The sequence below is a fragment of the Pseudoramibacter faecis genome, from assembly GCF_036289405.1.
In the GTDB taxonomy this organism is placed as follows: Bacteria; Bacillota; Clostridia; order Eubacteriales; family Eubacteriaceae; genus Pseudoramibacter; species Pseudoramibacter faecis.
Genome location: NZ_JAYFFI010000019.1, coordinates 18,658 through 43,228, shown reverse-complemented (window position 1 = coordinate 43,228; position 24,571 = coordinate 18,658). Strand labels below are relative to the sequence as shown.

Sequence of the window (24,571 nt, the reverse complement as noted above, 5' to 3'; positions counted from 1 at the left end):
GCCCGTGAAGCACTTTCGTGATCGCCGCTGTTAATGTGGTTTTTCCATGGTCGACATGCCCGATGGTCCCGATGTTTACATGCGGCTTCGATCTTTCAAATTTTTCTTTTGCCATTTTATGTGGTTCCTTTCAATATTTTTCAGTATCAAGTCAAGGCTGGTTTGAAATCATTTGAGATCAAACGCTACACTGTGATCGCGGCCGGTCAGGCCTTGGCCTGCCCGGCCGATTTTATCTGATGGATTATTTCTTGCCTTCGGCGATTTCTTCAGCGATGGATTTCGGCACCGCTTCGTAGTGTGAGAACTGCATGGTGTAGATCCCGCGGCCTTGGGTTTTGCTTCTCAGCGACGTGGCATAGCCGAACATTTCGGCCAGCGGCACCACACCCTTGATGGACTGCGTTCCATTAGCGCGGGCTTCCATCCCTTCGACGCGGCCTCGGCGGGAGTTGATATCGCCCATGACATCGCCCATGTATTCTTCGGGCACGAGCACTTCCAGTTTTTCCATCGGTTCCATGATGACCGGGGCCGCTTTGCGCATCCCGTTTTTGAAAGCCATCGAACCGGCGACCTTAAAGGCCATTTCGGAAGAGTCAACTTCGTGATAAGAACCGTCGTAAACCGTCGCCTTGACATCGATCACCGGATAACCGGCAACAACGCCATTCTGCATGGCTTCCGCGATCCCGTTTTCGATCGGTCCGATGAATTCCTTCGGAATCGCTCCGCCGACCACTTTATTTTCAAAGACAAAGCCTTCGCCGGCTTCCAGCGGCTCCAAGGTGATCAGGCAGTGCCCATACTGGCCGCGGCCACCGGACTGACGGGCAAATTTCCCTTCAGCATCCACTTTCTTGGTGATCGCTTCTTTATAGGCCACCTGGGGTTTGCCGATGTTGGCTTCCACCTTGAATTCGCGCAGCATGCGGTCGATGATGATATCCAGATGCAGTTCACCCATCCCGGAAATAATGGTCTGGCCGGTTTCCTCATCGGTATGGGTCTGGAAGGTCGGATCTTCTTCCGCCAGTTTCATCAGCGCGACAGACATCTTCTCCTGACCGGCTTTGGTCTTGGGTTCGACGGCGACGGAGATAACCGGATCTGGGAATTCCATCGATTCAAGAATGATCGGATGATCCGGATCGCACAGGGTATCACCGGTGGCCGTGTCCTTCAGGCCGACGGCGGCAACAATATCTCCGGTATAGACTTCGGTGATTTCCGCTCTGTGATTGGCGTGCATCTGCAGGATACGGCCCAGGCGTTCGCGTTTGCCCTTGGATGTGTTGAGCACGTAGGAGCCGGCTTCCGCTTTCCCAGAGTACACACGTATAAAGGCGAGCTTCCCGACATAGGGATCCGTCATGATCTTAAATGCCAAAGCAGAGAACGGTGCGTCGTCGGATGCCACCCGTTCGTCATCTTCTTCCGTATCTGGGTTAACCCCCTTGATGGCCAGGATGTCTACCGGCGAGGGCATGTAGTCGACGATAGCGTCGACGAGCATCTGCACTCCTTTATTCTTATAGGAAGAGCCGCAGGTCACGGCAACGAGTTTCAGTTCAACCGTCCCTTTGCGGATGGCCGCTTTGATTTCTTCTTCGGAAATTTCCTGACCGTCCAGATATTTTTCCATCAAATTGTCGTCAACTTCGGCCAGCTGTTCAAGCATCTTTTCGTGATATTCTTCAGCTTTGTCCTGCATCTCTGCCGGAATATCGGTCATTTCAAATTCGGTGCCGTCTTCGTTTTTGTAGACTTCGGCCTTCATTTTAATCAAATCGATAATACCGACGAATCCGTGTTCGGCGCCGATCGGCAACTGAATGCAAACCGGATTGGTTCCCAGGCGATCCACCAGGGTATCCACCGACATATAAAAGTCGGCGCCGGTCACATCCATCTTGTTGATGTAAACCATTCTCGGAACGTGGTATTCCTCGGCCTGGCGCCACACGGTTTCGGACTGCGGTTCAACGCCGGCCTTGGCGTCGAACACCGCAACCGCGCCGTCGAGAACCCTCAGGGAGCGTTCCACCTCTACGGTGAAGTCGACGTGCCCGGGGGTATCGATGATGTTGATGCGATTACCCTTCCAGTAACAGGTCGTCGCCGCCGACGTGATGGTGATCCCTCTTTCCTGTTCCTGTTCCATCCAGTCCATCTGGGAAGCCCCGTCGTGGGTTTCGCCGATCTTGTGGATTTTACCGGAATAGTAGAGAATTCTTTCGGTCGTCGTGGTCTTACCGGCATCGATATGAGCCATGATCCCGATGTTCCGAGTGTTTTCCAAACTATATTCTCTAGCCACAATTTCTCCTTATTTGGTTTGCGCTTTTCGCAATTACCATCTGAAATGGGCAAAAGCCTTGTTGGCCTCAGCCATTGCATGCATGGTTTCTTTGCGTTTAACGGCGCCGCCGCTGTTGTTGCAGGCGTCCATAATTTCGCCGGCCAGGCGCTCCACCATCGTCCTTTCGGAACGTTCACGCGCAAACGCAACAAGCCATCTCAGAGCCAGAGCTTGCTTGCGGTCGGCACGAATTTCAATCGGCACCTGATAGGTGGCCCCGCCGACACGTCTCGCTTTAACTTCCAATACCGGGGTGATATTGGCCAAAGCTTCCTGAAAAGCTTCCAAGGCTTCTTTTCCTGTTTTTTCTGCCACAGTATCAAACGCACCGTAAACAATGCGCTGAGCGACCCCCTTCTTACCATCCAACATGACGTTGTTGATGAGCTTTGTCACCACCACGTTGTGGTAAATCGGATCCGGCAGTACTTCCCTTTTAGGAACTGGTCCTTTTCTAGGCACTTACTTCCCTCCTTAACAAAATTCAGATTTCATCGGTACTCGACATCCAATGTCGTCGTGCTATCGTCTTATCTCAAAAATTCGAGCCGATTCGTCGACTCAAATTGATTACATTAAGATCAATAATCGGCCAATCCACATCTCTATTAAGATGCGGCAGCTGATGGCGCATTCACGCCCGATGCACTACTTTTTGGGTTTCTTGGCCCCATACTTGGATCGAGCTTGCTTGCGGTCTTCAACACCGGCGGTATCGAGGGCGCCGCGGATAATCTTATAACGCACACCGGGCAAGTCTTTAACACGACCGCCCTTGACAAGAACAATCGAGTGCTCCTGCAGGTTGTGCCCGATTCCCGGAATATACGCGGTTACTTCCATACCGTTGACGAGCTTGACTCTGGCGATTTTACGCAGAGCCGAGTTCGGCTTCTTCGGCGTGGCGGTACGAACTGCCGTGCAAACGCCACGTTTCTGAGGGTTCTGTTTCAGAGCCGGGGTTTTGGTTTTCAGTTCAGCGGTTTTTCTTCCTTGTTTAACAAGCTGATTAATCGTAGGCATTCTGTGCTGCACCTCCTCTTTAAATTTTTATTAAAAACCGCAAAGCCGGCCGAAAGGCCAGCTTCGGGATTTAATACGCATTGTTCTAATGATCTTCGGACGGCAATGGTTCCGGGGCTTTTACAAACCCGACGACGGCCGCCGGCCGTTCGATGCCGCAGGCCCGTCCCAAATCTTTTTTCGATCCGGCCGTGACGCAGGGCACCTTTGCCGCCGCGCAGGCTTCTTTTACCTGAAGGGCGATCCCATCGTCGCAGTCACGGGATAAGACCACCCGGTCCATCTCGCCATTCGCCAGTTTTTTCAGCGTCTGTTTCATTCCGACCACCTTGGGTGCGGCCGTAAAACTTTCTGCGCTTAATCCAAATTGATTCATGCGTTACCTCTGCACGCTCCGTTCTGCCAGAGCATACCTGTTCATTTTACTTCGTTTCTCTGATAAAGTCAAACTTTTTTTGCCTAACCCAGCAGATCGTCATCCTCGGAAGATTCAATGGTTTCTTCGTCGGCCGTTTGCGATTTATCGTCATCCGTCAGGAAATCCATATCGAACATGTCGAAAGCCTTCGAGAGTTCCGGATTTTCTTCGGCATCCTTATCGACGGCCGCCCGTTCTTCTTCGACGGTCTTGGCGAGGATGTTATCGTCATCCATAAAAACGTCGAGATCTTCCCCATCGCCGCCGACAAAATCATCGATCACCACTTCATCGGCCAGCTCCTGGGCTTCGTATTCGGCATCTTCCGCCGCATAATCTTCGGCTTCATATTCGATGTCGACGCCGCGGTAAGTGCCGACCCCTGTCCCGGCGGGAATCAGCTGCCCGATAATCACATTTTCCTTCAGGCCCATCAGTGGATCCCTCTTGGCCTTGATGGCCGCATCGGTGAGCACCCGGGTGGTTTCCTGGAAGGATGCGGCCGACAGGAAGGAATCCGTGGCCAGCGCCGCCTTTGTGATCCCCATCAGGTCCCGGGAGAAGGTCGCGGGCTTAAGCCCTGCGTCGTAGACTTTGTCATTGGCTTCCCGCACGGTAAAGATGTCCTGAACGGTGCCGGTGATGAGTTCCGTATCGCCGGCGTCTTCGATCTTCACCTTGCGCAGCATTTGTCGGATGATGACCTCGATGTGCTTGTCGGAGATATGGACCCCCTGCAAGCGGTAAACCTTCTGCACTTCGGTGAGCAGATATGCCTGCACCGCTTCAACGCCTTGGATTTCAAGAATATCGTTGGGATTAATGGAGCCTTCCGTCAGCGGCTGGCCGGCGGTTACCGTGTCACCGGAAGCCACCTTCAAGCGGGAGCCGTACGGAATCAGGTAGCTCTTGGAGGCGCCGTCATCCGCGACGATCACCGCTTCGACCTTGCGCCCCTCCTGAATATCCACCGTCCCGGCAATTTCTGTGATGATGGCCTGACCCTTCGGCTTGCGGGATTCAAACAATTCCTCAACGCGAGGAAGCCCCTGGGTAATGTCGTCGCCGGAGGCCACGCCGCCGGCGTGGAAGGTCCGCATGGTCAGCTGCGTCCCCGGCTCCCCGATGGACTGAGCCGCGATGGTCCCCACCGCTTCGCCGATATTCACCGGCTTCCAGGTGGTGAGATCGACACCGTAGCACTTGCGGCAGACCCCGTGCTTGGCTTCGCAGTTAAACACGGCCCGAATGCTGACGCTTTCGATGCCGAGACTGTCAATCCTCTCGGCCATTTCGCGGGTGATGACCTCATCCTTGGCGACAAGCACTTCCCCGGTGTTCGGGTCACACACATCTTCGTGGGCATAACGGCCGGCAATGCGTTCCGCCAACCCCTCGATCACCTCGTTGTTTTCCTTCAGGGCATGGACTTCGTAACCGTGCTCGGTGCCGCAGTCTTCTTCCCGGACGATCACATCCTGGGAAACGTCAACCAGCCGGCGGGTCAGATAGCCCGAGTCGGCCGTTCGCAGCGCCGTATCGGTCAGGCCCTTTCTGGCCCCGTGGGAACTGGAAAAGAATTCGAGAATGTTAAGCCCTTCCCGGAAGTTGGAACGAATTGGCAATTCGACGATATCCCCGTCGGTTTTTGCCATCAGGCCGCGCATTCCGGCAAGCTGGCGGATCTGGTTGTCGGAACCTCGAGCCCCGGAATCCGCCATCATGTGAATCGGGTTGAGCCGCCCCAGATTTCCCAGCAGCGACCGGGTCACTTCATCGGTGGCACCGTTCCAAATGTCGCGCACGTTATTGTGACGTTCTTCGTCGGAGATCAGTCCCATATCGAAATTCATCTGGTTTTCGTCGATTTTTTCGTCGGCTGCCGCGAGAATTTCCTCTTTGTTCCCGGGCACCTGCATATCCGCCACACCCACCGTGATTCCGGAAAGTGTGGAGTGCTTGTAGCCCAAGTGCTTGATTTCGTCCAGCACCTCGCTGGTGACGGTCGGGCCGTGCTTTCTGAAGCATCGGTCGACGATGTCGCTGAGCACGCCCTTCTTCACCACCGTGTCCACTTCGAGCTTAAAATAGGTTTCCGGGCGAGCGGGATCGCGTTCGACAAAGCCCAGATCCTGGGGCAGCACTTGGTTATAAAGAAAGCGGCCGACGGTGCTTTCGGCGAGACCGATGTGATCTTTTCCGTTAATCACACGGTGTTCCCGCACCTTGACGCGCTTATGCAGGCCGACGATATGATTAGCATAAGCCATTTCCATTTCGGCTTCGTCACAAAACACCGGAATGTTTTCCGACGTCACCGTTTCGATATCCGCCGGTGCAAAGGAGCCGTGTCCGGCTTCTTCCTCATCGTTCATCTCAAGGGTCATATAATACGCGCCGAGAATCATATCCTGCGTCGGCACGACCACCGGCGTCCCGTCCTGGGGCTTTAAGATATTGTTGCAGGCCATCATCAGGAAACGGGCTTCCGCCTGAGCTTCCACCGAAAGCGGCACGTGAATGGCCATCTGATCGCCGTCAAAGTCGGCGTTATAGGCCGTGCAGGCCAGCGGGTGCAGCTTGATGGCGCGCCCTTCCACCAAAATCGGTTCGAAGGCCTGAATCCCCAGACGGTGAAGGGTCGGGGCGCGGTTAAGCAGCACCGGATGCTCGTGAATCACATCTTCCAGCACGTCCCAAACGATGGGATCCAGCTTTTCCACCATTTTCTTCGCGCTTTTGATATTCTGGCTTAAGCTCCGGGAGACCAACTCGTGCATGACGAAGGGCTTGAACAACTCGATGGCCATCTCCTTCGGTAGACCGCATTGATACATCTTGAGCTCCGGTCCGACGACGATAACTGAACGGCCGGAGTAGTCGACACGCTTGCCGAGCAGATTCTGACGGAAGCGGCCCTGCTTCCCCTTGAGCATATCGCTGAGGGATTTGTAAGGGCGATTGCCCGGGCCCGTGATGGCGCGGCCGCGGCGGCCGTTGTCGATCAAGGCGTCCACCGCTTCCTGGAGCATGCGCTTTTCATTTTGCACGATGATGTCCGGCGCATCGAGTTCGAGGAGTTTCTTCAATCGGTTGTTACGGTTGATCACCCGGCGATACAGATCGTTCAAATCCGAGGTGGCAAAACGCCCCCCGTCGAGCTGAACCATCGGCCGCAATTCCGGCGGAATCACCGGGATGGCATCGAGGATCATCCATTCCGGCTTGTTATTGGACTTGCGGAAGGCTTCCACCGCTTCAAGGTGACGCGCTGTTTTGATGCGCTTCTGCCCTCTGGCATCGCTCAACTCTTCTTTGAGCACCGCCGCATCCTGATCGAGATCGACCATTTCGAGCAGTTCCTTAATGGCTTCGGCGCCGATGCCGGCTTTAAAGGCGCGGCCGTAATTCGCTTTGGCTTCCCGGTATTCCCTTTCGGTCAACAGCTGCTTATAAGCCAGCGGAGTCTCGCCCGGATCAATCACGACATAAGATGCGAAATAAATCACTCGTTCGAGTTCCTTCGGGGACATTTCAAGGATAAGTCCCATGCGGCTCGGAATCCCTTTGAAGTACCAGATGTGGGAAACCGGAGAAGCCAGCTCGATGTGCCCCATGCGTTCTCTTCGCACCTTGGCACGCGTCACTTCGACGCCGCAGTTTTCACAGACGATGCCCTTGTGACGAATGCGTTTGTATTTGCCGCAGTTGCACTCCCAGTCCTTGGTGGGTCCAAAAATCTTTTCGCAGAAGAGCCCTTCCTTTTCGGGTTTGAGGGTGCGGTAATTGATCGTTTCCGGCTTTTTGACTTCTCCCCGGGACCATTCCCGAATTTTTTCCGGAGAGGCCAGACTCACCTGGAGCGATTTAAATTTTAATTCCTGTGGATTGATCATTGCTTATCTTACTCCTCATTATTCAAATCAGCATCAATATCGGCTCCGTCGATGATCGCGAACATATCTGCATCGGAATAATCGTCCTCGGTGGCCGGGGCGTCCTGCATATTGGCCAGATCGTCAAAAATGGCATCCACCGGATCAATCTTTGCATCATCGTCCGCCGTTTCGACGTCTTCCGCGTTATCGTGACGGTGATAGTCATGCTGATCGAATTCACCGTTGTCAAGCGCTTCCTGGGCAAGGTCAAGCTCCAGCACGTCCATCTTGTTGTCCTCACCGTAAACCGTCACGTCGAGGGCCAAAGACTGGAATTCTTTGATGAGCACCTTGAAAGCTTCCGGCAGGCCGGGCTCTGGAATATTTTCGCCTTTCACAATGGCTTCGTAGGCCTTCACTCGGCCGACCACGTCATCGGATTTGATGGTCTGGATTTCCTGAAGGGTATGGGCCGCGCCATAGGCTTCGAGGGCCCAAACTTCCATTTCGCCAAAGCGCTGGCCGCCAAACTGAGCTTTCCCGCCCAGCGGCTGCTGGGTGACGAGCGAATAAGGCCCGGTGGAGCGGGCGTGCATTTTTTCGTCAACCATGTGATGCAGCTTGAGGTAATACATCACACCCACGGTGACGCGGCCGTCAAAGGGTTCGCCGGTGCGGCCGTCGTAAAGCTGGATCTTGCCGTCCTGGGGCAGACCCGCTTTGCCGAGCAGCTCCTGAATATCCCCTTCGTTGGCAGCGTCAAAGACCGGGGTCGCGATGTGCATCCCCAGCGCCCGCAGCGCCATCCCCAAGTGCACTTCGAGCACCTGACCGATGTTCATTCGGGAAGGCACGCCCAGCGGGTTCAGACAGATATCGAGGGGCGTCCCGTCCGGCAGGAACGGCATATCTTCCTGGGGCAGGATGCGGGAAATCACCCCTTTATTCCCATGGCGGCCGGCCATTTTATCCCCGACGGAAATCTTGCGCTTGGTGGCAATATAAACCCGGACCATGGTGTTGACTCCGGGCTTAAGATCCTCGTCTTTGTTGGCGCGGGAGAAAACCTTGACGTCAACGACGATCCCGGCTTCCCCATGGGGCACCTTCAGCGAAGTGTCGCGGATCTCCCTGGCCTTTTCGCCGAAGATCGCCCGCAGGAGTTTTTCTTCCGGCGACAGATCGGTTTCGCCCTTGGGCGTGACCTTCCCGACCAGAATATCTTCGGACTTCACTTCCGCCCCGACATAGATAATCCCGTTCTCGTCCAAATTCTTCAGGGCATCTTCCCCGACATTGGGAATATCCCGGGTGATTTCTTCGGGCCCGAGCTTGGTTTCTCTGGCTTCGCATTCAAACTCTGCGATGTGGATCGACGTATAGCAGTCTTCCTTGAGCAGATTTTCATTCAAAAGGACGGCGTCTTCGTAGTTATAGCCTTCCCAGGTCATAAAGCCGATCAGGGCGTTGCGGCCGAGGGCGAGCTCCCCCATTTCTGTCGCCGGTCCGTCGGAGATCACGTCCCCCGCCTTCACATGCTGACCCTGGTCCACCCGAGGCCGCTGATTCATGCAGTTGCCCTGGTTGGTGCGTTCAAATTTATGCAGCTTGTATTCGTCGATGTCCTGCACGTCGTCCCGGCGGATGCGAATGGTATCCGCGGAGACATAAACCACTTCGCCGTCGTGACGGGCGACCTGACAGTTGCCGGAATCCTTGGCGGCCTTGGCTTCCATCCCGGTTCCGACCAGCGGCGCTTCGGGAATGAGCAGCGGCACAGCCTGACGCTGCATGTTAGCGCCCATCAGCGCGCGGTTGGCATCGTCGTTTTCAAGGAAGGGAATGAGCGCCGCCGCCACAGAGATGACCTGCTTCGGCGAGACATCCATAAAGTCGACGTCTTCCTGACGGATCGAAACGAAATCGCGATTTTTACCGGCGCGACCGGTAACCTGCTTGTTGACAAAATGATTATTTTCATCCAGCGGCTCGTTAGCCTGGGCAATGGCGTATTCCCCTTCTTCGTCGGCGGCGAGATAAACCACTTCGTCGGTCGCCACGCCGTCAACCACCTTGCGGTAGGGCGATTCGATAAAACCATATTCATTGATACGGGCGTAAGTTGCCAGCGATCCGATCAAGCCGATGTTCGGGCCTTCAGGCGTTTCAATCGGACACATCCGGCCGTAATGGGAATCGTGAACATCCCGGACTTCAAAGCCGGCGCGTTCCCGGGAGAGACCGCCCGGCCCAAGAGCCGACAGACGGCGCTTGTGAGTCAGCTCGGACAGGGGATTGTTCTGGTCCATAAACTGGGAAAGCTGGGAGCTGCCGAAGAACTCCTTGAGAGCCGCGTTGATCGGCCGGGTGTTAATCAGACTTTGAGGCGTTAAGATTTCGTCATCCTGCACGCTCATGCGTTCGCGCACCACCCGCTCCATCCGGGACAGGCCGATGCGAAACTGATTTTGCAGAAGCTCGCCCACCGAGCGCAGCCGGCGGTTGCCCAAGTGATCGATGTCGTCCACTTCGCCGATTTCGTATTCGAGACCGAGGAAGTAATTGACCGAAGCGAAAAGGTCGGACTGCAGAATATGCTTCGGAATCAACCGGTATTTATTGCGCTTGAGCGCCGTGTGTTTTTCCGCGTCCGTCAGGCTGTCATCCGCCAGAAATTCGTCCAGCGCTTCTTTGCTGACCAGCTCATCAAATTCGATATCTGAAATATCAAAGGGCAACTCCTGGGTGTGAATATCGACGAAGCCGTTGCCGATCACGCGGAAAGTGGTCTCTTCTCCGTTGTACTGGCAGGCCACCTCCACCACATTGACCCCGGCGTTCTGCACGGCCCAGGCCGTTTCGCGGTCGAATTTCTGGCCGGCCTCTGCCAGCACTTCCCCGGTGGCCGGATCGATCACGTCTTCTGCCGCGACCTGGCCCAGCAACCGGTTGGCAATAGAAAGCTTCTTATTGTATTTGTAGCGGCCGACCTTCGCCAGATCGTAACGGCGATCGTCGAAAAACATGGAATTGAGCAAAGATTCTGCCGAATCCACCGTCGGCGGTTCGCCCGGACGCAGACGGCGGTAAATATCGAGCAGCCCGTCAACTTGGGTGGCAGTATCGTTGCTTGCATCTTTCTTCAGCGTTTCAATCAGGCGCGGGTCCTCGCCGAACACCCCGAGGATTTCCGCATCTGTGCCAAGCCCGAAGGCCCGCAGCATCGATGTCAGCGACAATTTGCGCGTCCGGTCAATCTTCACATAGAGCAAATCGTTGGAGTCGGATTCATATTCCAGCCAGGCTCCGCGATTCGGGATCACCTGAGAAGCCCAAAGCCGTTTCCCGACCTTGTCCCGGCTCATCGTGTAATAAGCCCCAGGCGAACGCACCAGCTGACTGACGATGACACGTTCCGCTCCGTTCACCACGAAGGTACCGGTTTCTGTCATCTTGTGCAAATCCGCGAGATAGACCTTCTGCTCTTTGACTTCGTTCTTTTCTTTATTAATCAGACGCACGCGGACCTTCAAAGGCTGATAATACGTTTGGTCGCGTTCTTTGCATTCTTCGATGGAATATTTGGGTTCGCCGTCGAGGGCATAATCGACAAATTGCAACACCAGGTTGCCGGTATAGTCGGTGATTTCGTGAATATCATCAAAAACTTCCTGCAGTCCCTTTTCAAGAAACCATTTGTAAGAATCCAACTGGACTTCTAACAGATTGGGCATTTCCAGAACTTCCTTAATCTTGGAAAAGCTCTGTCTGGTTCTGAGTCCCGATTGAATCGGATGTACTTGTACCATATGCGCTTGTTCACTCCTTACCTGAATCCAAATGACCGTTCACAGTGCAGCCGCCTGCCCGCCGGCAGACAGCAAAAAAGAAAGGGTACCGATGAAATTTCGGCCTTTGATCAGCCAAAAAAGCACATCCTGAAATCGCGCCCGAGCCTGCAGGAGCGTCCATTCAAGCCGCCTTTGATCAGCGGCTTCATGCTTCATCCATAACCTTTTTCGCATCTTCTGTGATGATCTGTATGATTTGTAACAATCAATTATGCAATCAGATGGCTGGTATGTCTAACTTACCCATCTTAATTGGTTTTTTATTCTATCATCGCTGCTTCTTTTTTTCAAGATTTTTCATTGCTATTTTAAAAATTTTTATCTTCTTTTGACATTCGCATGGATTTTTTCTGTCCTGCGCTCGTTTTTTTAATTGATTTTAAGTTAATTTCAGGTAACACGCTGTATATTAAAAATACATTTATCAACAGAGGAAAGCGGTGTCGTTTTGCGCGCTGCCTTTCACAATGTAATTCTGCATCGCCTTGCGATACATTCCTAAAAGGAGACTGTCATCATGGACGCTTTAGACTGCATAATATCCCGCCGCTCGATCCGTCAATTTACAGCCGAAGCGGTGTCCGAAGAAACTCTCGAGTCCGTCGTCGCTGCGGCGTCTTACGCACCGAGTTGGAAAAACACACAAACGGCGCGCTACATCGCCGTCACTGATCCCGAGGTCAAGGCCGAAATCGCAGGCGACTGCGTGCTTGGCTTTCCGGGCAATACCCGTAGCATTAACGTTGCACCAATGCTCATCGTGCTGACGACCGTCAACGGACGCTCCGGCTACGAACGTGATGGCTCGTTCTCCACCCAAAAACAACGTCATTGGGAATCCTTTGACGCCGGCATCGCCGCCGAAGCCTTTTGCCTGGCCGCGCATGCCCATGGGCTTGGCACCGTCATCATGGGGATCTTCGATCCTTACAAAGTCGCTTCTGCTGCCCACGTTCCGAACGGCCAGTCGGTTTCCGCGCTCATCGCCGTCGGCCATCCGGCCACCGATCCCAGAGCGCCCAAGCGCAAAACCGTCGACGAATTGCTGACCTATCGCCGTTAGCATCTGCATTCCGCTTATTCATAAAAGGGGACATTTCATGGAAAAATTCAGCAAATCACAGTTGCGCAAACACCGCAAATACTTGGAACTTTTATCCAACGATTTCCCAAGCATCACCGCCGCCGTCAGCGAGGTGGTCAACCTGCGCGCCATTTTAAACCTGCCAAAGCCCACCGAGCATTTCCTGACCGACATCCACGGCGAAGATGAGGCCTTTAATCACGTGATTCAAAACTCTTCCGGCGCCATTCGCCGCAAAGTGATCGAAGAACTAGGCAATACCGTTTCTCTCGAAGATCTCGAGGAGCTCATACCTCTGATCTATTATCCTCAGCAGAAACTCGACCTCATCAAGCAGGAACGCACCGGCAAGTATCTTGAAAACTGGTACGAGCTGACGATTTACCGTTTGGTTAAGGTCTGCCGAGCCGCCGCCGGCAAATACACCCGGTCCAAGGTGCGCAAATCCCTGCCGAAGGACTTCTCCTATATCATGGAAGAACTCATTCAGGAAGACGAAAAGCGCTACAACAAAAAAGAATACTATAACGCCATTATCCGCAGCATTGTGGAATACGGTCTGGCCGACCAATTTATCGCGGAAATCGCCTCGGTCATCAAACGGCTGACCACAGACCACCTGCACATCATCGGCGATATTTTCGACCGGGGGCCAGCCCCCCATCACGTGATGGACACCCTAATGAGCCACCACTCCATGGATCTGCAATGGGGCAACCATGATATTCTCTGGATGGGGGCTGCTGCCGGCAACCGCGCCTGCATCGCCTGCGCGGTGCGTATCGCCATGCGCTACGCCAATCTGCGCGTGCTCGAAAACGGCTATGGCATCAATCTTTTGCCCCTGGCCACCTTCGCGCAGAAAACCTACCGCGGCGACCCCTGCGCCAGCTTCCAGCCGAAGAATATTGCCGATAAAAACGCCAGTGTCGACATCGAGCTCATCACCAAGATGCACAAAGCCATCGCCATCATTCAATTCAAGGTGGAGGAACAGATCATCGACCGTCACCCCGAATACGAAATGGGCGATCGCCAACTGCTGCGCGCCCTCGATTACGAAAAGGGCACCATCGTCGTCGACGGCGAAACTTACGAACTCAACGACACCCACTTTCCGACCATCGATCCGGCCAATCCCTCTGCCTTCACCGAGGAAGAAGAAAACGTCATGTCGCAGCTCTGTCATTCCTTCCGCCATTCGGAAAAACTGCAGCGCCACATCCGCTTCATGTATTCTGTGGGCAGCATGTATCTGGTCTATAACGACAACCTGCTTTTTCACGCCTGCATCCCCATCCGCGAAGACGGCGGTTTCGATTCCTGGAACTACAAAGGGGTGGATTACGCCGGGCGCCAGCTCATGGACAAGTTCGACCAGCTGGCCCGCGAGGCCTATTTCACCGCGATGAAGGAATACCCGCCGCGCCACGATTTTCTGTGGTTCCTCTGGTGTCATAAAAAATCGCCTCTCTTCGGCAAAGAAAAGATGGCCACCTTCGAACGCTACTTCATCGACGGCGAAAAACCCCATCACGAAGAAAAAATGCCTTATTACAAGCGCATCGCCGAATGCCCGGATCTGGCCAACGCCATTCTTGAAGAATTCGGCCTCGACCCCGAGAAGGGGCACATCATCAACGGGCACACCCCCGTCAAAACCCGCAGCGGCGAGTCTCCGATCCGCGCCGACGGCAAGGTGCTCTGCATCGACGGGGGCTTTGCCAAAGCCTATCAAAAAACCACGGGCATCGCCGGTTATACTTTAACCTATAACTCCTACGGCATGACCCTCATCAGCCTGCAGCCTTTCGAATCGGTGGATGCCGCCATCCGCAACGGCGTCGACATCAAATCGACCAAACAAATCGTTGAAACCAACGTCTCCCGCAAACGCGTAATCGATACCGATATCGGCAAAAAGTTACTGGAGCAGATCCGTGATCTCGAAATGCTCATCACCGCTTATCATAAGGGCTTCATTAAGGAAAAGGAACTCCATTAAACGCTCGGGCAACAAAAAACACTGCTAAAAGCAGTGTTTTTTGTTGCCCATTTTTAACGATAGACGTCTTTTCCCAAAAAGAAAACGCCGATGGTGTCCGGACCGCAATGGGCCCCGACCACCGGATCAATAAAATGAATCAGGCATTCGTCAGGGTGCACGCGCTCGCGGATTCGCCGGCTCAGGTACTGGGCATCCTCAATGCAATCCCCGTGGGCGATGAAAACGGTCTGTCTGTCGGGCTCCACAATGCACTTTCCCATCTCGCGCACCAAAACGTCCAGCGCCCTCTTTCGACTGCGCACCCGTTTAGCCGGCACCAATGCGCCGCGCTCGTTAATCCGCAAAATGGGTTTTTGCCCCAATAATTTGGCCCAGAACAGCCGGCCGTTATCGCGGCCGCTCTTCTGAAGAAACTGGAGGTTGCCCACGGTAAACCACTGTCTCACAAGGGAGCGATTGGCCAACAGCCATCGATAAACCTTTTCGAGATCCTCCCCCTGCTCCTGCAAAATACCGGCGTGGTACACCAACAGCCCCTCCCCCAACGATGCCGCCAAAGAGTCCACCATGCGAATAGTCCGTGCCGGATAAACCGCCGCGAGCGCGTGCAGCACAAATTTGGCCGTAGCAAAAGTATCCGACAGCGTCGAGGAAAATCCGATATAAAGCAAATCGTCGCCGTGCGCCAGCACTTCCCGAAAAACCGTTTCACACCGTTCTTTGTTCAGCGGATGGGTATTGAAGATCGCCCCCTGCCGCATTTTTGTATAAAGCTGCTTCAATTGGTCCAGCTCGTCCATCCGGTAGCTTTTAACCGTCAATTCACAGTTGTCGACATTGAGTGTCAGCGGGATCACCCGAATGGCATATTGCTCAACCAGACGTCTCGGTAAATTGCACGCCGAATCCGTCACAATGACATAACTCATACGTCCTCCTGATGTATATTGATTTCCGCGGTCACAAATATTGTTTTTACCAGATCCATTATAGCAGATTCGGCGCATTCTGCCATCCGAAATGAAAAAAGCCATGTGCGCTACATGGCTTTATAATGACTGATTGAATTATGCCATCATGGCCCCGACCGGTTCCAACCGCTGTTCGTCGATTAAAGCAATTTTGACCGACCGCGTCAAAACGTCGGAATACGAAAAGCTCAAGCGTTCCGCGGGACGGTTTTTTTCGGCTTCCACCGTCACAGTAAAAATGCTGGGATACACGGCTTCAATGCGTCCCACCTTATGGTATAACTTTTTCTTACTTTTGTGGGCTTCCAACTTGATCAAATCGCCCTTATGGGATTCAACCTCACGCTTAACGTCAATCAGCGTGGCGCGTTGTTTTTGTCGTTGCATTTCTCTTCACCTCGTACTATGATGTGAACATAGTATACCATGATATTCACTAAAAGTAAAGGTCTATATTATAGCAATTAAAAATAATCCTGTCAATATGTAAATATTTTTCATTTTCAACAACTGCTTTTCATTTTCATTTAAAACTTCAGACCTTTTCGATCCTTTAATCTGCAACATGCTCACCCCAAAATATTGCCGCTAAATATGGGCTGATTTTGATGACTACCACAAAATATGCGATAGATTCTTCCCGCAATCAACCCATCATTTTTCCTAATTTTATTTTTCAGCCGCGGCCATGCAATTTTTTCATAATCGGTGCGCCCTTCTCGCCAAAAATTTCTTTTTATTTTCATAAGTTCGTTTTTTAGGATGTTTTCAACCCAGCAGGTGCACTTTCCCCAATGATATGATATGATGCTAAAAAACCGCTTGGCGGTTACAGGGAGCTTTTTTATGTCGCAAAGCCATTCACCCATCATTTTAACCCACGAGCAACAGCAGTCCATGATGCGCTTTGAGCGCACCCGGTCCCAAATGCGTTCGCCCCACGGCGGCGGCACCATCGCCTATGCCGGCACCTCCGGATCCTACGCCGAAGAGGCCGCACTGCGGTTTTTCGGAACAGACAGTTTGTGTATTGCCCACAAAACCTTTGAAGACATCTTTAAATCCATCACCGGCGGCGGGTGTGACTACGGCGTCCTCCCCATCGAAAACACGTCCACCGGCTCCATCGCCGCTGTTTACGATTTGCTGGCCAAATACCGAGCGGCCATCGTCGGCGAAATCTCTATCGCCATCCGCCACTGCCTCCTCGGCAATCAAGGCGCCAGCCTGGCCGATATCAAGAGCGTTTACTCCCACGAGCAGGGCTTTGCCCAATCCCAGGCTTTTCTCTCCCAATATCCACAGTGGCTGCACGTGGCCTACCACAACACAGCCGTCGCGGCCAAAATGGTTCACGCGTCCGGCGATATCCACAAGGCCGCTATCGCCAGCCGCCGCGCTGCCAAAATCCACGGCCTCCAAATTCTCGCGCCCGATATCAATTCTTCCGATCTGAATACGACCCGCTTTGTCATCGCGTCCCAGGAAGCAGAACGGCGCCCCCACTGCAATAAAATCTCTTTGATGTTCCAGCTTCCCCACACCGAGGGCGCGCTTTATCACCTTCTCGGCATTTTTAACACTTATCATCTCAATATGACCAAAATTGAATCCCGGCCCATTCCCGGCATGCAGTGGCGATACCGTTTCTTTCTCGATTTTATCGGCCTGGAGGACGAAACCGAGCTCTCCGAGCTGATGCGCCAGGTCATGAGCGCCACCCAGTCGTTTTATTTCCTGGGAAATTACCCGGCGAATACCATTATTCACTGAACGCTTTCTAAAGAAATTGGCCATTTAAAAACCGGCTATCCATTGATAGCCGGTTTTTGATTGTTGGTTTTTGATCGAATTTAGAATCTGCCGATGGTATTGTTAGCCGTGACGATTCTCTGGATTTCGTTGGTCCCTTCAAAGATCTGGAAGATCTTGGCATCGCGCATGAGTTTTTCGACCGGATAGTCGCGGATGTAGCCATAGCCGCCGAACATCTGAACGGCTTCTGTGGTGCATTCCATCGCGGTATCGGACGCGAAGCATTTCGCAATGGCTGCTTCTCTGGAGAACGGAACGCCCTGATCCATCAAGGTCAGTGCGTAAGCGTTCATCTGGCGGGAAGCTTCAATCTTGATCGCCATATCGGCAATCTTGAACTGCATCGCCTGGAATTTCAGCACTGAACGGCCAAACTGTTTGCGTTCTTTCGTATAAGCAATGGCTTCATTCATCGCTCTCTGTGCCAAACCGGTGGAAACAACGCCCATCCAGGCACGAGCCTGATCCAAAGTCTTCATGGCAATGGCAAAACCCTTGCCTTCGCCGCCGAGGAGGTTTTCCTTCGGGACGCGAACATCTTCCAAGATCACGTCGGTCGTGTTGGACAGGCGGATCCCCATCTTATCTTCTTCCACACCGTGGGACAGGCCGGGGGTGTCCTTTTCGACCAGGAAAATGGACATACCGTGCGTGCCGGGGGCCTCTTTATCGGTTAAAGCAGTGATGCAATAGAAATCGGCGATACCGCCATTGGTGATGAAGCATTTCTGACCATTTAAGATATAATCGTCGCCGTCTTTAACCGCCACGGTTTTACCGGCGCTCGGGTCAGAACCGGCGCCCGGTTCGGTCAGGCCGAAAGCACCGAAGCCGCCGTTAACCAGAATATCACACACACGGGCCTTCTGGTCTTCGTTGCCGGCGATCAAAACCGGTTTGGTCCCCAGACCGGAAGCGGAAATCGTGGTTGCAAAACCGGCATCGGCAACGGCCATTTCTTCAAACAGCGCTGCAACGTCAACACGGGAGAGGCCCGGTCCGCCGTATTCTTCCGGAATTTCCAAAGCATTTAGGCCCATTTCCTTGGCCGCTTCGTACATTTCCACCGGGAATTCGCCGGTCTTATCGTATTCCTTCGCCTGTTCGACCACGTTTTGTTCACAGAACTCGTGAATATCCCGCAACAGGTCTTTTGCTTCATCAGAAATTAAGTATGCCATAATTTTTTCCCTTCTCTAAAAAATTTCGAAATTTCCCTCTCCGAATCATTCCACCCCAGCCGACACCCAATATAATGGTTTGTGCCATCCTTGCGCGCAGCGTTTGATTGTACTATGTACAAATCAAAGGTCTCGATGATCCGTCGGAGAAGCCACCGAATCATCAAGACCATTATAACACAGTTCACGACGTTTTCAATGCGCGTGTGAAATTTTTATCAATTTTTAATCGTTCCCCTATCAGGGCAACTCAAAACCGTCAGGCTCTTTATTCTGCATCCAGGTCGAAGCAGACCTTGCCCGGATTGAGGATCATGTTCGGGTCAAAGACCTTCTTGATGCCGAGCATCAGCGCCATATTTTTGTCGCCAACCATATCGCGCAAATAGCTCATCTTGCCCATGCCAATGCCGTGTTCGCCGGAGATCAGGCCGCCGAGTTCAATCGCTTTGGCATAGACTTTCTTCATGAAGATATCGGATTCCTGCATAAAGGCTTCTTTATCGTCGCCGTCACTGCACAGATAAATATGAAGGTTCCCGTCACCGGCATGACCGAAATCTTTAATGACATAGTCTTTCCCTTCGCCCAGAGATTTGGCATAGGTCAAGAATTCCGGAATCTTGGTGATCGGCACCACGACGTCACATTCGTCGAGGAGTTTGGTGTTGTCTTCGATCGTGTCGAGCAGGCCACTGCGGATCGCCCAGGCATCACGGAGCAACTGCGGAGTATCTGCCACGAGCACGTCTACCGCACCGGCTTCAAGCACAATTTCCGAAGCTTTTTCGATCTTGTCCATCACCTCGTCTTCGTCGTTGCCGTCGAAAGTCGCCAGCACGAAAGCGCCGATATCAATCCCGTCCATTTCAGAGGGGAAAACATCCTTTTCGAGCTGCTTCTGGGTATCCATGGTCACGTCTTTTTCCATGAATTCCAGCGCCTGCGGATCGAGATGCGCCGCGAACAACTTCGGCACGGCGGCAATGGCTTCTTCCAGGGTCGGATAGGGGATGATCATCGACATGGTGGTTTCCGGCGGAGTAATCACCTTCAGGGTCATTTCGGTGATGATGCCGAGGGTCCCTTCGGAACCGATCATCAGGTCGAGCAGAGAATAGCCGCTGCTGGTTTTGGAAACGGAAGCACCCTCGCGAACAATTTCGCCATCCGGCAGGACCACGGTCATCGAGCGGACATAATCGCGGGTGGTGCCGTATTTAACGGCGCGCATCCCACCGGCGTTAGTCGAAACGTTGCCGCCGACGGTCGCAAATTTTTCACCGGGATCCGGCGGATACATCACGCCGTGTTTTAAGGCATCTTCGGCCAAATCGTTGAGCAGCACGCCCGGCTGAATGGTAACGGTGTAGTTATCGAGATCATAGCTGATGATCTGGTTCATTTTAGTGGTCGAAAGCATCACGCCGCCTAAAATGGCCACCGCCGCCCCGGTCAACGCTGTTCTGGCTCCAGACGGCGTCACCGGAATTTTATTGTCGTTGCAAACCTTCATAACCGCGGCGACTTCTTCGGTCGTCGTCGGCTCGACCAACACGTCCGGCATGTTTTCGCCGTAAATGCGCATTTCATCGTGAGAAAAATCTTCGTTGATATCCCCGCCGACGATCACATGGCCATTTGCCGCTGTTTTAAGCTGCTCAATAATTTCCGGGGTGATCTGATTATACGTGTACTTACTCATTCAAGTAGTCCTCCTTTAACTCCACAACACTTGATTGACACTCATTGGGTCGTCCAACCGGTCCGACCAATTTATAAACTCATTATACGCTTTTCTTCAATCTAATTCAAGCGTGCTCGGCGTTTTCAAAAAATTACATTCATTCTTTTAAACTATCCTTAACATTTATCGAACGAATTTTTCCATTTTCATCGCAAAAAGTTACCCCATTCACACTGATTCATGATAAGATGGACACAAAACATGACCATTAATGGCTTTGGCGGCCCTGCTGCCAGTAGCCACCGTGTCCGATTCCGGACATACCGACCAATCCATTATCTTAATTATTCAGGAGGCTTATTGATGCACCATATTCGCAAAGTAACCGACGATCTTTACTGGATCGGCGCCAACGACAGAAGAACCGAACGGTTTGAAAATATTCACCCCATTCCCGAAGGCGTCAGCTACAACGCTTACATGCTCCTCGACGAAAAGACCGTGCTCTTTGACACCGTCGACTGGTCCTGTGGGCGTCAGTTTTTTGACAACGTCGAAGCCGCTTTAAACGGCCGCCCGCTGGATTACGTCATCGTCCACCACGTGGAGCCCGACCACGCGGCCACCCTCGGCGAACTGCTTCTTCATTACCCGAATGCCCGGGTCATCGGCACCGCCAAGGCCAAGCAATTTCTTACCCAGTTCAGCACCGATGTCGCCGATTGCTTCGACACCGTCAAAAACGGGGACAGCAAAAGCTTTGGCCGGCACGAATTCCATTTTGTCACCGCGCCAATGGTCCACTGGCCGGAGGTGATGGTGAGCTTTGACAGCACGAATGGCGTGCTCTTCTCCGCCGATGCCTTCGGTTCTTTCAAGGCCCTCGACGGTAAACTTTTCGCCGACGAAGTCAATTTTGACCGCGACTGGATCGACGAAGCCCGCCGCTACTACACCAATATCGTCGGCAAATACGGCAAGAACGTTCAGGGGCTGCTCAAAAAAACCGCGGCTCTCAATATCCAGATGATCTGCCCTCTCCACGGGCTCATCTGGCGCAAAGATCTAAGTTATTTCATCGACAAGCACGACAAATGGAGCCGCTACGAACCGGAATCCAAGGGCGTGCTTGTCGTCTATGCCTCGATGTATGGCGATACGGAACAGGCCGCGGACATTCTGGCAGGCAAGCTGGTGGAAAACGGCGTGACGGAGGTGCGAGTCTTCGACGTCTCCAAAACGGATAAGTCCTACCTGATTAGCGAGGCCTTCCGCCTGTCACACCTGGTGCTGGCTTCCTGCACCTACAACCTGCACATTTATCCGCCGATGGATGCCTTCATTACCGATATGGAAATGCTCGCGCTCAACAACCGCACGGTCTCTGTCATCGAAAACGGCACCTGGGCCATCAAGGCCGGCACCCTCATCGAAGAAAAGCTGGCTGCCATGAAGGATATGAAACGCCTCGAAAACAAAGTGACCGTTCAATCCTCGGTATCCGCGGATAACAAGGCCGCTCTCGACACGCTGGCCGATGCCATTGCCAGGGACATTAACAAACGCTAATTCACCCCTTCACCAGCAACAGACCATCAAAAAGCCCGCCGGCAGAACGAAGCCTTGCCGACGGGCTTTTCACTTTATGTTTTTGTTTTTTGTGTTGAATCGGTCGTTTTTATCCCACAAGACCGAGCATCGGCAGGAAGTAGCAGACCAAACCGCCGACGATCACATAGATCAGGCAGTACTTAAAGACCGAACGCAGTACTTCGCTTTCGGCCCCTGCCATGGCGATGGCCGACGTGCCAATGGCGATCCCCTGAGGGCTGATCATTTTGCCGATACCAGCTCCCATGGTATTGGCCGCCGCCAGCCAAGATGGACCCGCGCCGATGCTGACCGCCGTCTGGCGCTGCAAATCCCCGAAGAGCACGTTCGTCGAGGTGCCGGAGCCCGTCACGAAAGCCCCGATCGTCCCGATCAGCGGTGAAACCAGCGGGAAGAAGGTTCCGGTCGCCGCCACGAGCACGTTGGCGATTTCGCCGGTCATGCCGCTGTGGGTCATGATCTTGGCCAGAGCCAGCACGGAGCAAATGGTGACAATGGTCTTCCAGTTGCCAACCACGGTGTTTTTAAACACTTTGCCCTGAGTCGACATCTTGGCGCCCTGCACCAAGCCGCCGATAATCGCCGCGATAAAGATGATGATCCCCGGGGTGTTGATCCAGGTGAAGCCGAGCGGCGACGCGCCTTTGCCGTTGTAGATCGTGATCTGAGACGCGATGCTCGACAGCGGATCGTGGATCGCCGGCACCAGGCTGGAGGTTAGAATTAAGAAGACGAAAATCAGGATGAACGGGCACCAGGCCTTCACCGCCGATCCGACCGTCATTCCCTTCAAATCTACCATGCTGTCTGATTTTTTCGTCATGAATTCTTCCGGCGGATCTTTCTTCATCGAACGGGCCACGAGAATCGTAACGGCCATACAGCAAATCGAACCGATGATATCCGGCAGTTCCGGGCCGATGAATGTCCCGGCCAAAAATGCCGGCACCACAAAGGCCAGCGAGGAAATCAGCGTGATCCCCCACACGCCCTTCATGCCTTTAAAGCCTTTGCCCAGAATAAGCATGGCAAAGAACGGCGATAAGAACATCAGCAGTGCCTGAATCAGCGCGGTATTCGCCGCCAGAGTCGAAGCATTCAGCCCTGTCACGGCTGCCAGGGTCGTCGTCGGTACCCCGACGGAGCCAAAGGCTGTCGGCGTCGAGTTAACCACCAGACAGGCCACCACCGTCGGAATCGGGTCGAAGCCCAGACCGACGAGGATACTCGCCGGAATGGCCACGGCCGTCCCAAAGCCGGCCATCCCTTCCATGAAGTTGCCGAAGCCCCAGCCGATGATGAGCATCAGCACCCGCTGGTCCATCGACACCGACGACAGCATGCCTTTGATCGAATCCATCGACTTGGTCTCAAGCGTCAGATTGTAGGTGAACAGCGCGGCGATGATCACGAGAATGATCGGCCACAGCGCATTGAGCGCCCCTTCCAAAGCCGCTGTCCCCACGTTGCTTACCGACAGATTGAACTTTGCCAGCGCAATGACGGCACCGATGACCAGTGCGATCACACAGGCTTTAAAGCCCGGCATTTTCAGCACGCTCAGCGCAATGATCAGCCATAAAATCGGTAATAATGCCAGAATGAAATTAACTGCTTGCATATCTTGTCTCCTCTTTCTCCTCAAAATATGTAATCCATTAAAAAACCTTTTTTTATTATACAGTGGTCCGACCAATATGTCAAGATACACCTCAATAATTTATCTTTGTTTATTGAAGGGGGCTGTGTTAAAATGATATCTCAAAAATTAGTTAAATGACCCAGACACAGCAATCACAACGGAGCTACCATCATGACCAACTCGAAAGCACCACAAAAACGCGTTTATCAGATTATCATGGACCAAATCATGACGCAATTAAAACATCATCAACTGCACCCGGGCGATCATCTGCCTCCGGAACGCAAATGGGCCGAGGAACTCGGCGTTTCTCGCGGTGCTGTCCGCGAAGCCATCCGCGCCCTCGAAATGATCGGCCTCGTGACCATCCGTCAAGGCGGCGGTACCTTTATCAACGCGGATTACAGCCTCGCCATGACCCAGCCCATGACCATTTCCTTCTGGCTGGGGGGCGGCACGGTTTACAACGTGCATCATTTCCGCCAATGCTTGGAGCAAGAAGCTGCCTATCTGGCCGCACGCCACGCCACCGCCGACGATATTGCCACACTTCATCGTCTGGCCGATGCCATGGCCCACGAGCCGGACTCCGTCAAAAGCGCGGCCATCGACCGCCGCTTTCACGATACCATCGCCATCATCTCCGGCAACGGCCTGATCCACGACGCGCTGGCCTCCGTCGGTTCGCTGCTTGACGATATTCTCTATGAATCCCGGGTGGCCATCATTTCCGAAGAGCAGGGTGAGGGCGTTCTCGCCTTCCAGCACGGTCTCCTGGTGGACGCCATCGCCGCCGGCAATCCGGATCTGGCCCTTAAACGCATGAAAGAGCACATGCTTTACGTCGAAGACTTTCTCGTCGATCTCACCGATCTTTTCACCACCGACACCATTCAGCTCAAATAAAGTCATCAGCAAAGCGAAGCCATGCTCTTCGCTTTTTTAATTTTAAATCGGAATGGCTTCCTGACTCTTTAAACATCCCGATACAATGCGCTAAAATCCAACAGTATCTCCTTCTGTTCTGCCGCGATCCCCAT

Annotated in this window: 18 protein-coding genes; 5 read left to right on the top strand and 13 right to left on the bottom strand. The window is 53.3% G+C overall.

Going from position 1 to position 24,571, the window contains the following annotated elements:
* From V3C63_RS10270 to V3C63_RS10235, 8 genes are all read right to left on the bottom strand, one after another.
* Nucleotides 1-115 (bottom strand): GTP-binding protein (locus V3C63_RS10270; protein ID WP_329887736.1); only part of this gene is annotated, 115 nt, incomplete at its 3' end.
* A gap of 129 nt (nucleotides 116-244) precedes the next feature.
* Nucleotides 245-2,320 carry an elongation factor G gene (gene fusA, locus V3C63_RS10265; protein ID WP_329887732.1) on the bottom strand — a complete coding sequence of 692 codons (2,076 nt, stop codon included), beginning with the start codon at nucleotides 2,318-2,320 and terminating at the stop codon, nucleotides 245-247.
* 33 nt (nucleotides 2,321-2,353) lie between these two features.
* Nucleotides 2,354-2,824, bottom strand: a complete 471-nt coding sequence (rpsG, locus tag V3C63_RS10260; RefSeq protein WP_329887730.1) for a 30S ribosomal protein S7 — start codon at nucleotides 2,822-2,824, stop codon at nucleotides 2,354-2,356.
* 186 nt (nucleotides 2,825-3,010) lie between these two features.
* Nucleotides 3,011-3,385, bottom strand: coding sequence for a 30S ribosomal protein S12 (rpsL, locus tag V3C63_RS10255; protein WP_006598937.1), 375 nt, complete (start codon nucleotides 3,383-3,385; stop codon nucleotides 3,011-3,013).
* A gap of 85 nt (nucleotides 3,386-3,470) precedes the next feature.
* Nucleotides 3,471-3,761: a L7Ae/L30e/S12e/Gadd45 family ribosomal protein gene (locus tag V3C63_RS10250; protein ID WP_329887729.1), complete on the bottom strand. Its 291-nt coding sequence runs from the start codon at nucleotides 3,759-3,761 to the stop codon at nucleotides 3,471-3,473.
* Nucleotides 3,762-3,844: 83 nt separating this feature from the next.
* On the bottom strand, nucleotides 3,845-7,699 hold the full coding sequence (rpoC, locus tag V3C63_RS10245; protein WP_329887728.1) for a DNA-directed RNA polymerase subunit beta': 3,855 nt from the start codon (nucleotides 7,697-7,699) through the stop codon (nucleotides 3,845-3,847).
* 8 nt (nucleotides 7,700-7,707) lie between these two features.
* The gene (rpoB, locus tag V3C63_RS10240) at nucleotides 7,708-11,490 is read right to left on the bottom strand and encodes a DNA-directed RNA polymerase subunit beta (RefSeq protein ID WP_329887726.1); all 3,783 of its coding nucleotides are present in this window, start codon (nucleotides 11,488-11,490) and stop codon (nucleotides 7,708-7,710) included.
* A gap of 39 nt (nucleotides 11,491-11,529) precedes the next feature.
* Nucleotides 11,530-11,688, bottom strand: a complete 159-nt coding sequence (locus tag V3C63_RS10235; protein ID WP_329887724.1) for a hypothetical protein — start codon at nucleotides 11,686-11,688, stop codon at nucleotides 11,530-11,532.
* A gap of 361 nt (nucleotides 11,689-12,049) precedes the next feature.
* Here V3C63_RS10235 and V3C63_RS10230 point away from each other — a divergent pair, with 361 nt between their 5' ends.
* Together V3C63_RS10230 and V3C63_RS10225 are read left to right on the top strand one after the other, a co-directional pair.
* Nucleotides 12,050-12,595 (top strand): nitroreductase family protein, encoded by a 546-nt coding sequence (locus tag V3C63_RS10230; RefSeq protein WP_329887722.1) that lies wholly within the window; start codon nucleotides 12,050-12,052, stop codon nucleotides 12,593-12,595.
* A 37-nt stretch (nucleotides 12,596-12,632) separates the two neighbouring features.
* Nucleotides 12,633-14,621 carry a fructose-1,6-bisphosphatase gene (locus tag V3C63_RS10225; protein WP_329887720.1) on the top strand — a complete coding sequence of 663 codons (1,989 nt, stop codon included), beginning with the start codon at nucleotides 12,633-12,635 and terminating at the stop codon, nucleotides 14,619-14,621.
* 53 nt (nucleotides 14,622-14,674) lie between these two features.
* Here the strand turns inward: V3C63_RS10225 and V3C63_RS10220 are convergent, their stop codons facing one another.
* Both V3C63_RS10220 and V3C63_RS10215 read right to left on the bottom strand, forming a co-directional pair.
* Nucleotides 14,675-15,553, bottom strand: coding sequence for a DegV family protein (locus V3C63_RS10220; protein WP_329887719.1), 879 nt, complete (start codon nucleotides 15,551-15,553; stop codon nucleotides 14,675-14,677).
* A gap of 138 nt (nucleotides 15,554-15,691) precedes the next feature.
* Nucleotides 15,692-15,982 (bottom strand): Veg family protein, encoded by a 291-nt coding sequence (locus V3C63_RS10215; RefSeq protein WP_329887718.1) that lies wholly within the window; start codon nucleotides 15,980-15,982, stop codon nucleotides 15,692-15,694.
* Between the two features lie 459 nt (nucleotides 15,983-16,441).
* Here V3C63_RS10215 and V3C63_RS10210 point away from each other — a divergent pair, with 459 nt between their 5' ends.
* Nucleotides 16,442-17,368: a prephenate dehydratase gene (locus V3C63_RS10210; RefSeq protein ID WP_329887716.1), complete on the top strand. Its 927-nt coding sequence runs from the start codon at nucleotides 16,442-16,444 to the stop codon at nucleotides 17,366-17,368.
* Between the two features lie 80 nt (nucleotides 17,369-17,448).
* Here V3C63_RS10210 and V3C63_RS10205 read toward each other — a convergent pair whose 3' ends face one another.
* Together V3C63_RS10205 and V3C63_RS10200 are read right to left on the bottom strand one after the other, a co-directional pair.
* A complete protein-coding gene (locus tag V3C63_RS10205) occupies nucleotides 17,449-18,591 on the bottom strand; it encodes an acyl-CoA dehydrogenase family protein (protein WP_329887714.1) in 1,143 nt (380 codons plus the stop codon).
* A gap of 268 nt (nucleotides 18,592-18,859) precedes the next feature.
* Nucleotides 18,860-20,296, bottom strand: a complete 1,437-nt coding sequence (locus V3C63_RS10200; RefSeq protein ID WP_329887712.1) for an FAD-binding oxidoreductase — start codon at nucleotides 20,294-20,296, stop codon at nucleotides 18,860-18,862.
* A 345-nt stretch (nucleotides 20,297-20,641) separates the two neighbouring features.
* Between V3C63_RS10200 and V3C63_RS10195 the strand changes: the two genes are divergently transcribed.
* The gene (locus tag V3C63_RS10195; RefSeq protein ID WP_329887710.1) at nucleotides 20,642-21,847 is read left to right on the top strand and encodes an FprA family A-type flavoprotein; all 1,206 of its coding nucleotides are present in this window, start codon (nucleotides 20,642-20,644) and stop codon (nucleotides 21,845-21,847) included.
* A gap of 109 nt (nucleotides 21,848-21,956) precedes the next feature.
* On the opposite strand, the gene V3C63_RS10190 is transcribed toward V3C63_RS10195, so the two are convergent.
* The gene (locus V3C63_RS10190; RefSeq protein WP_329887708.1) at nucleotides 21,957-23,510 is read right to left on the bottom strand and encodes an L-lactate permease; all 1,554 of its coding nucleotides are present in this window, start codon (nucleotides 23,508-23,510) and stop codon (nucleotides 21,957-21,959) included.
* Between the two features lie 192 nt (nucleotides 23,511-23,702).
* On the opposite strand from V3C63_RS10190, the gene V3C63_RS10185 reads away from it, so the two are divergent.
* Entirely contained in the window at nucleotides 23,703-24,437 is a 735-nt protein-coding gene (locus V3C63_RS10185; protein WP_329887707.1) for a FadR/GntR family transcriptional regulator, read from the top strand.
* Nucleotides 24,438-24,571 lie beyond the last annotated feature (134 nt).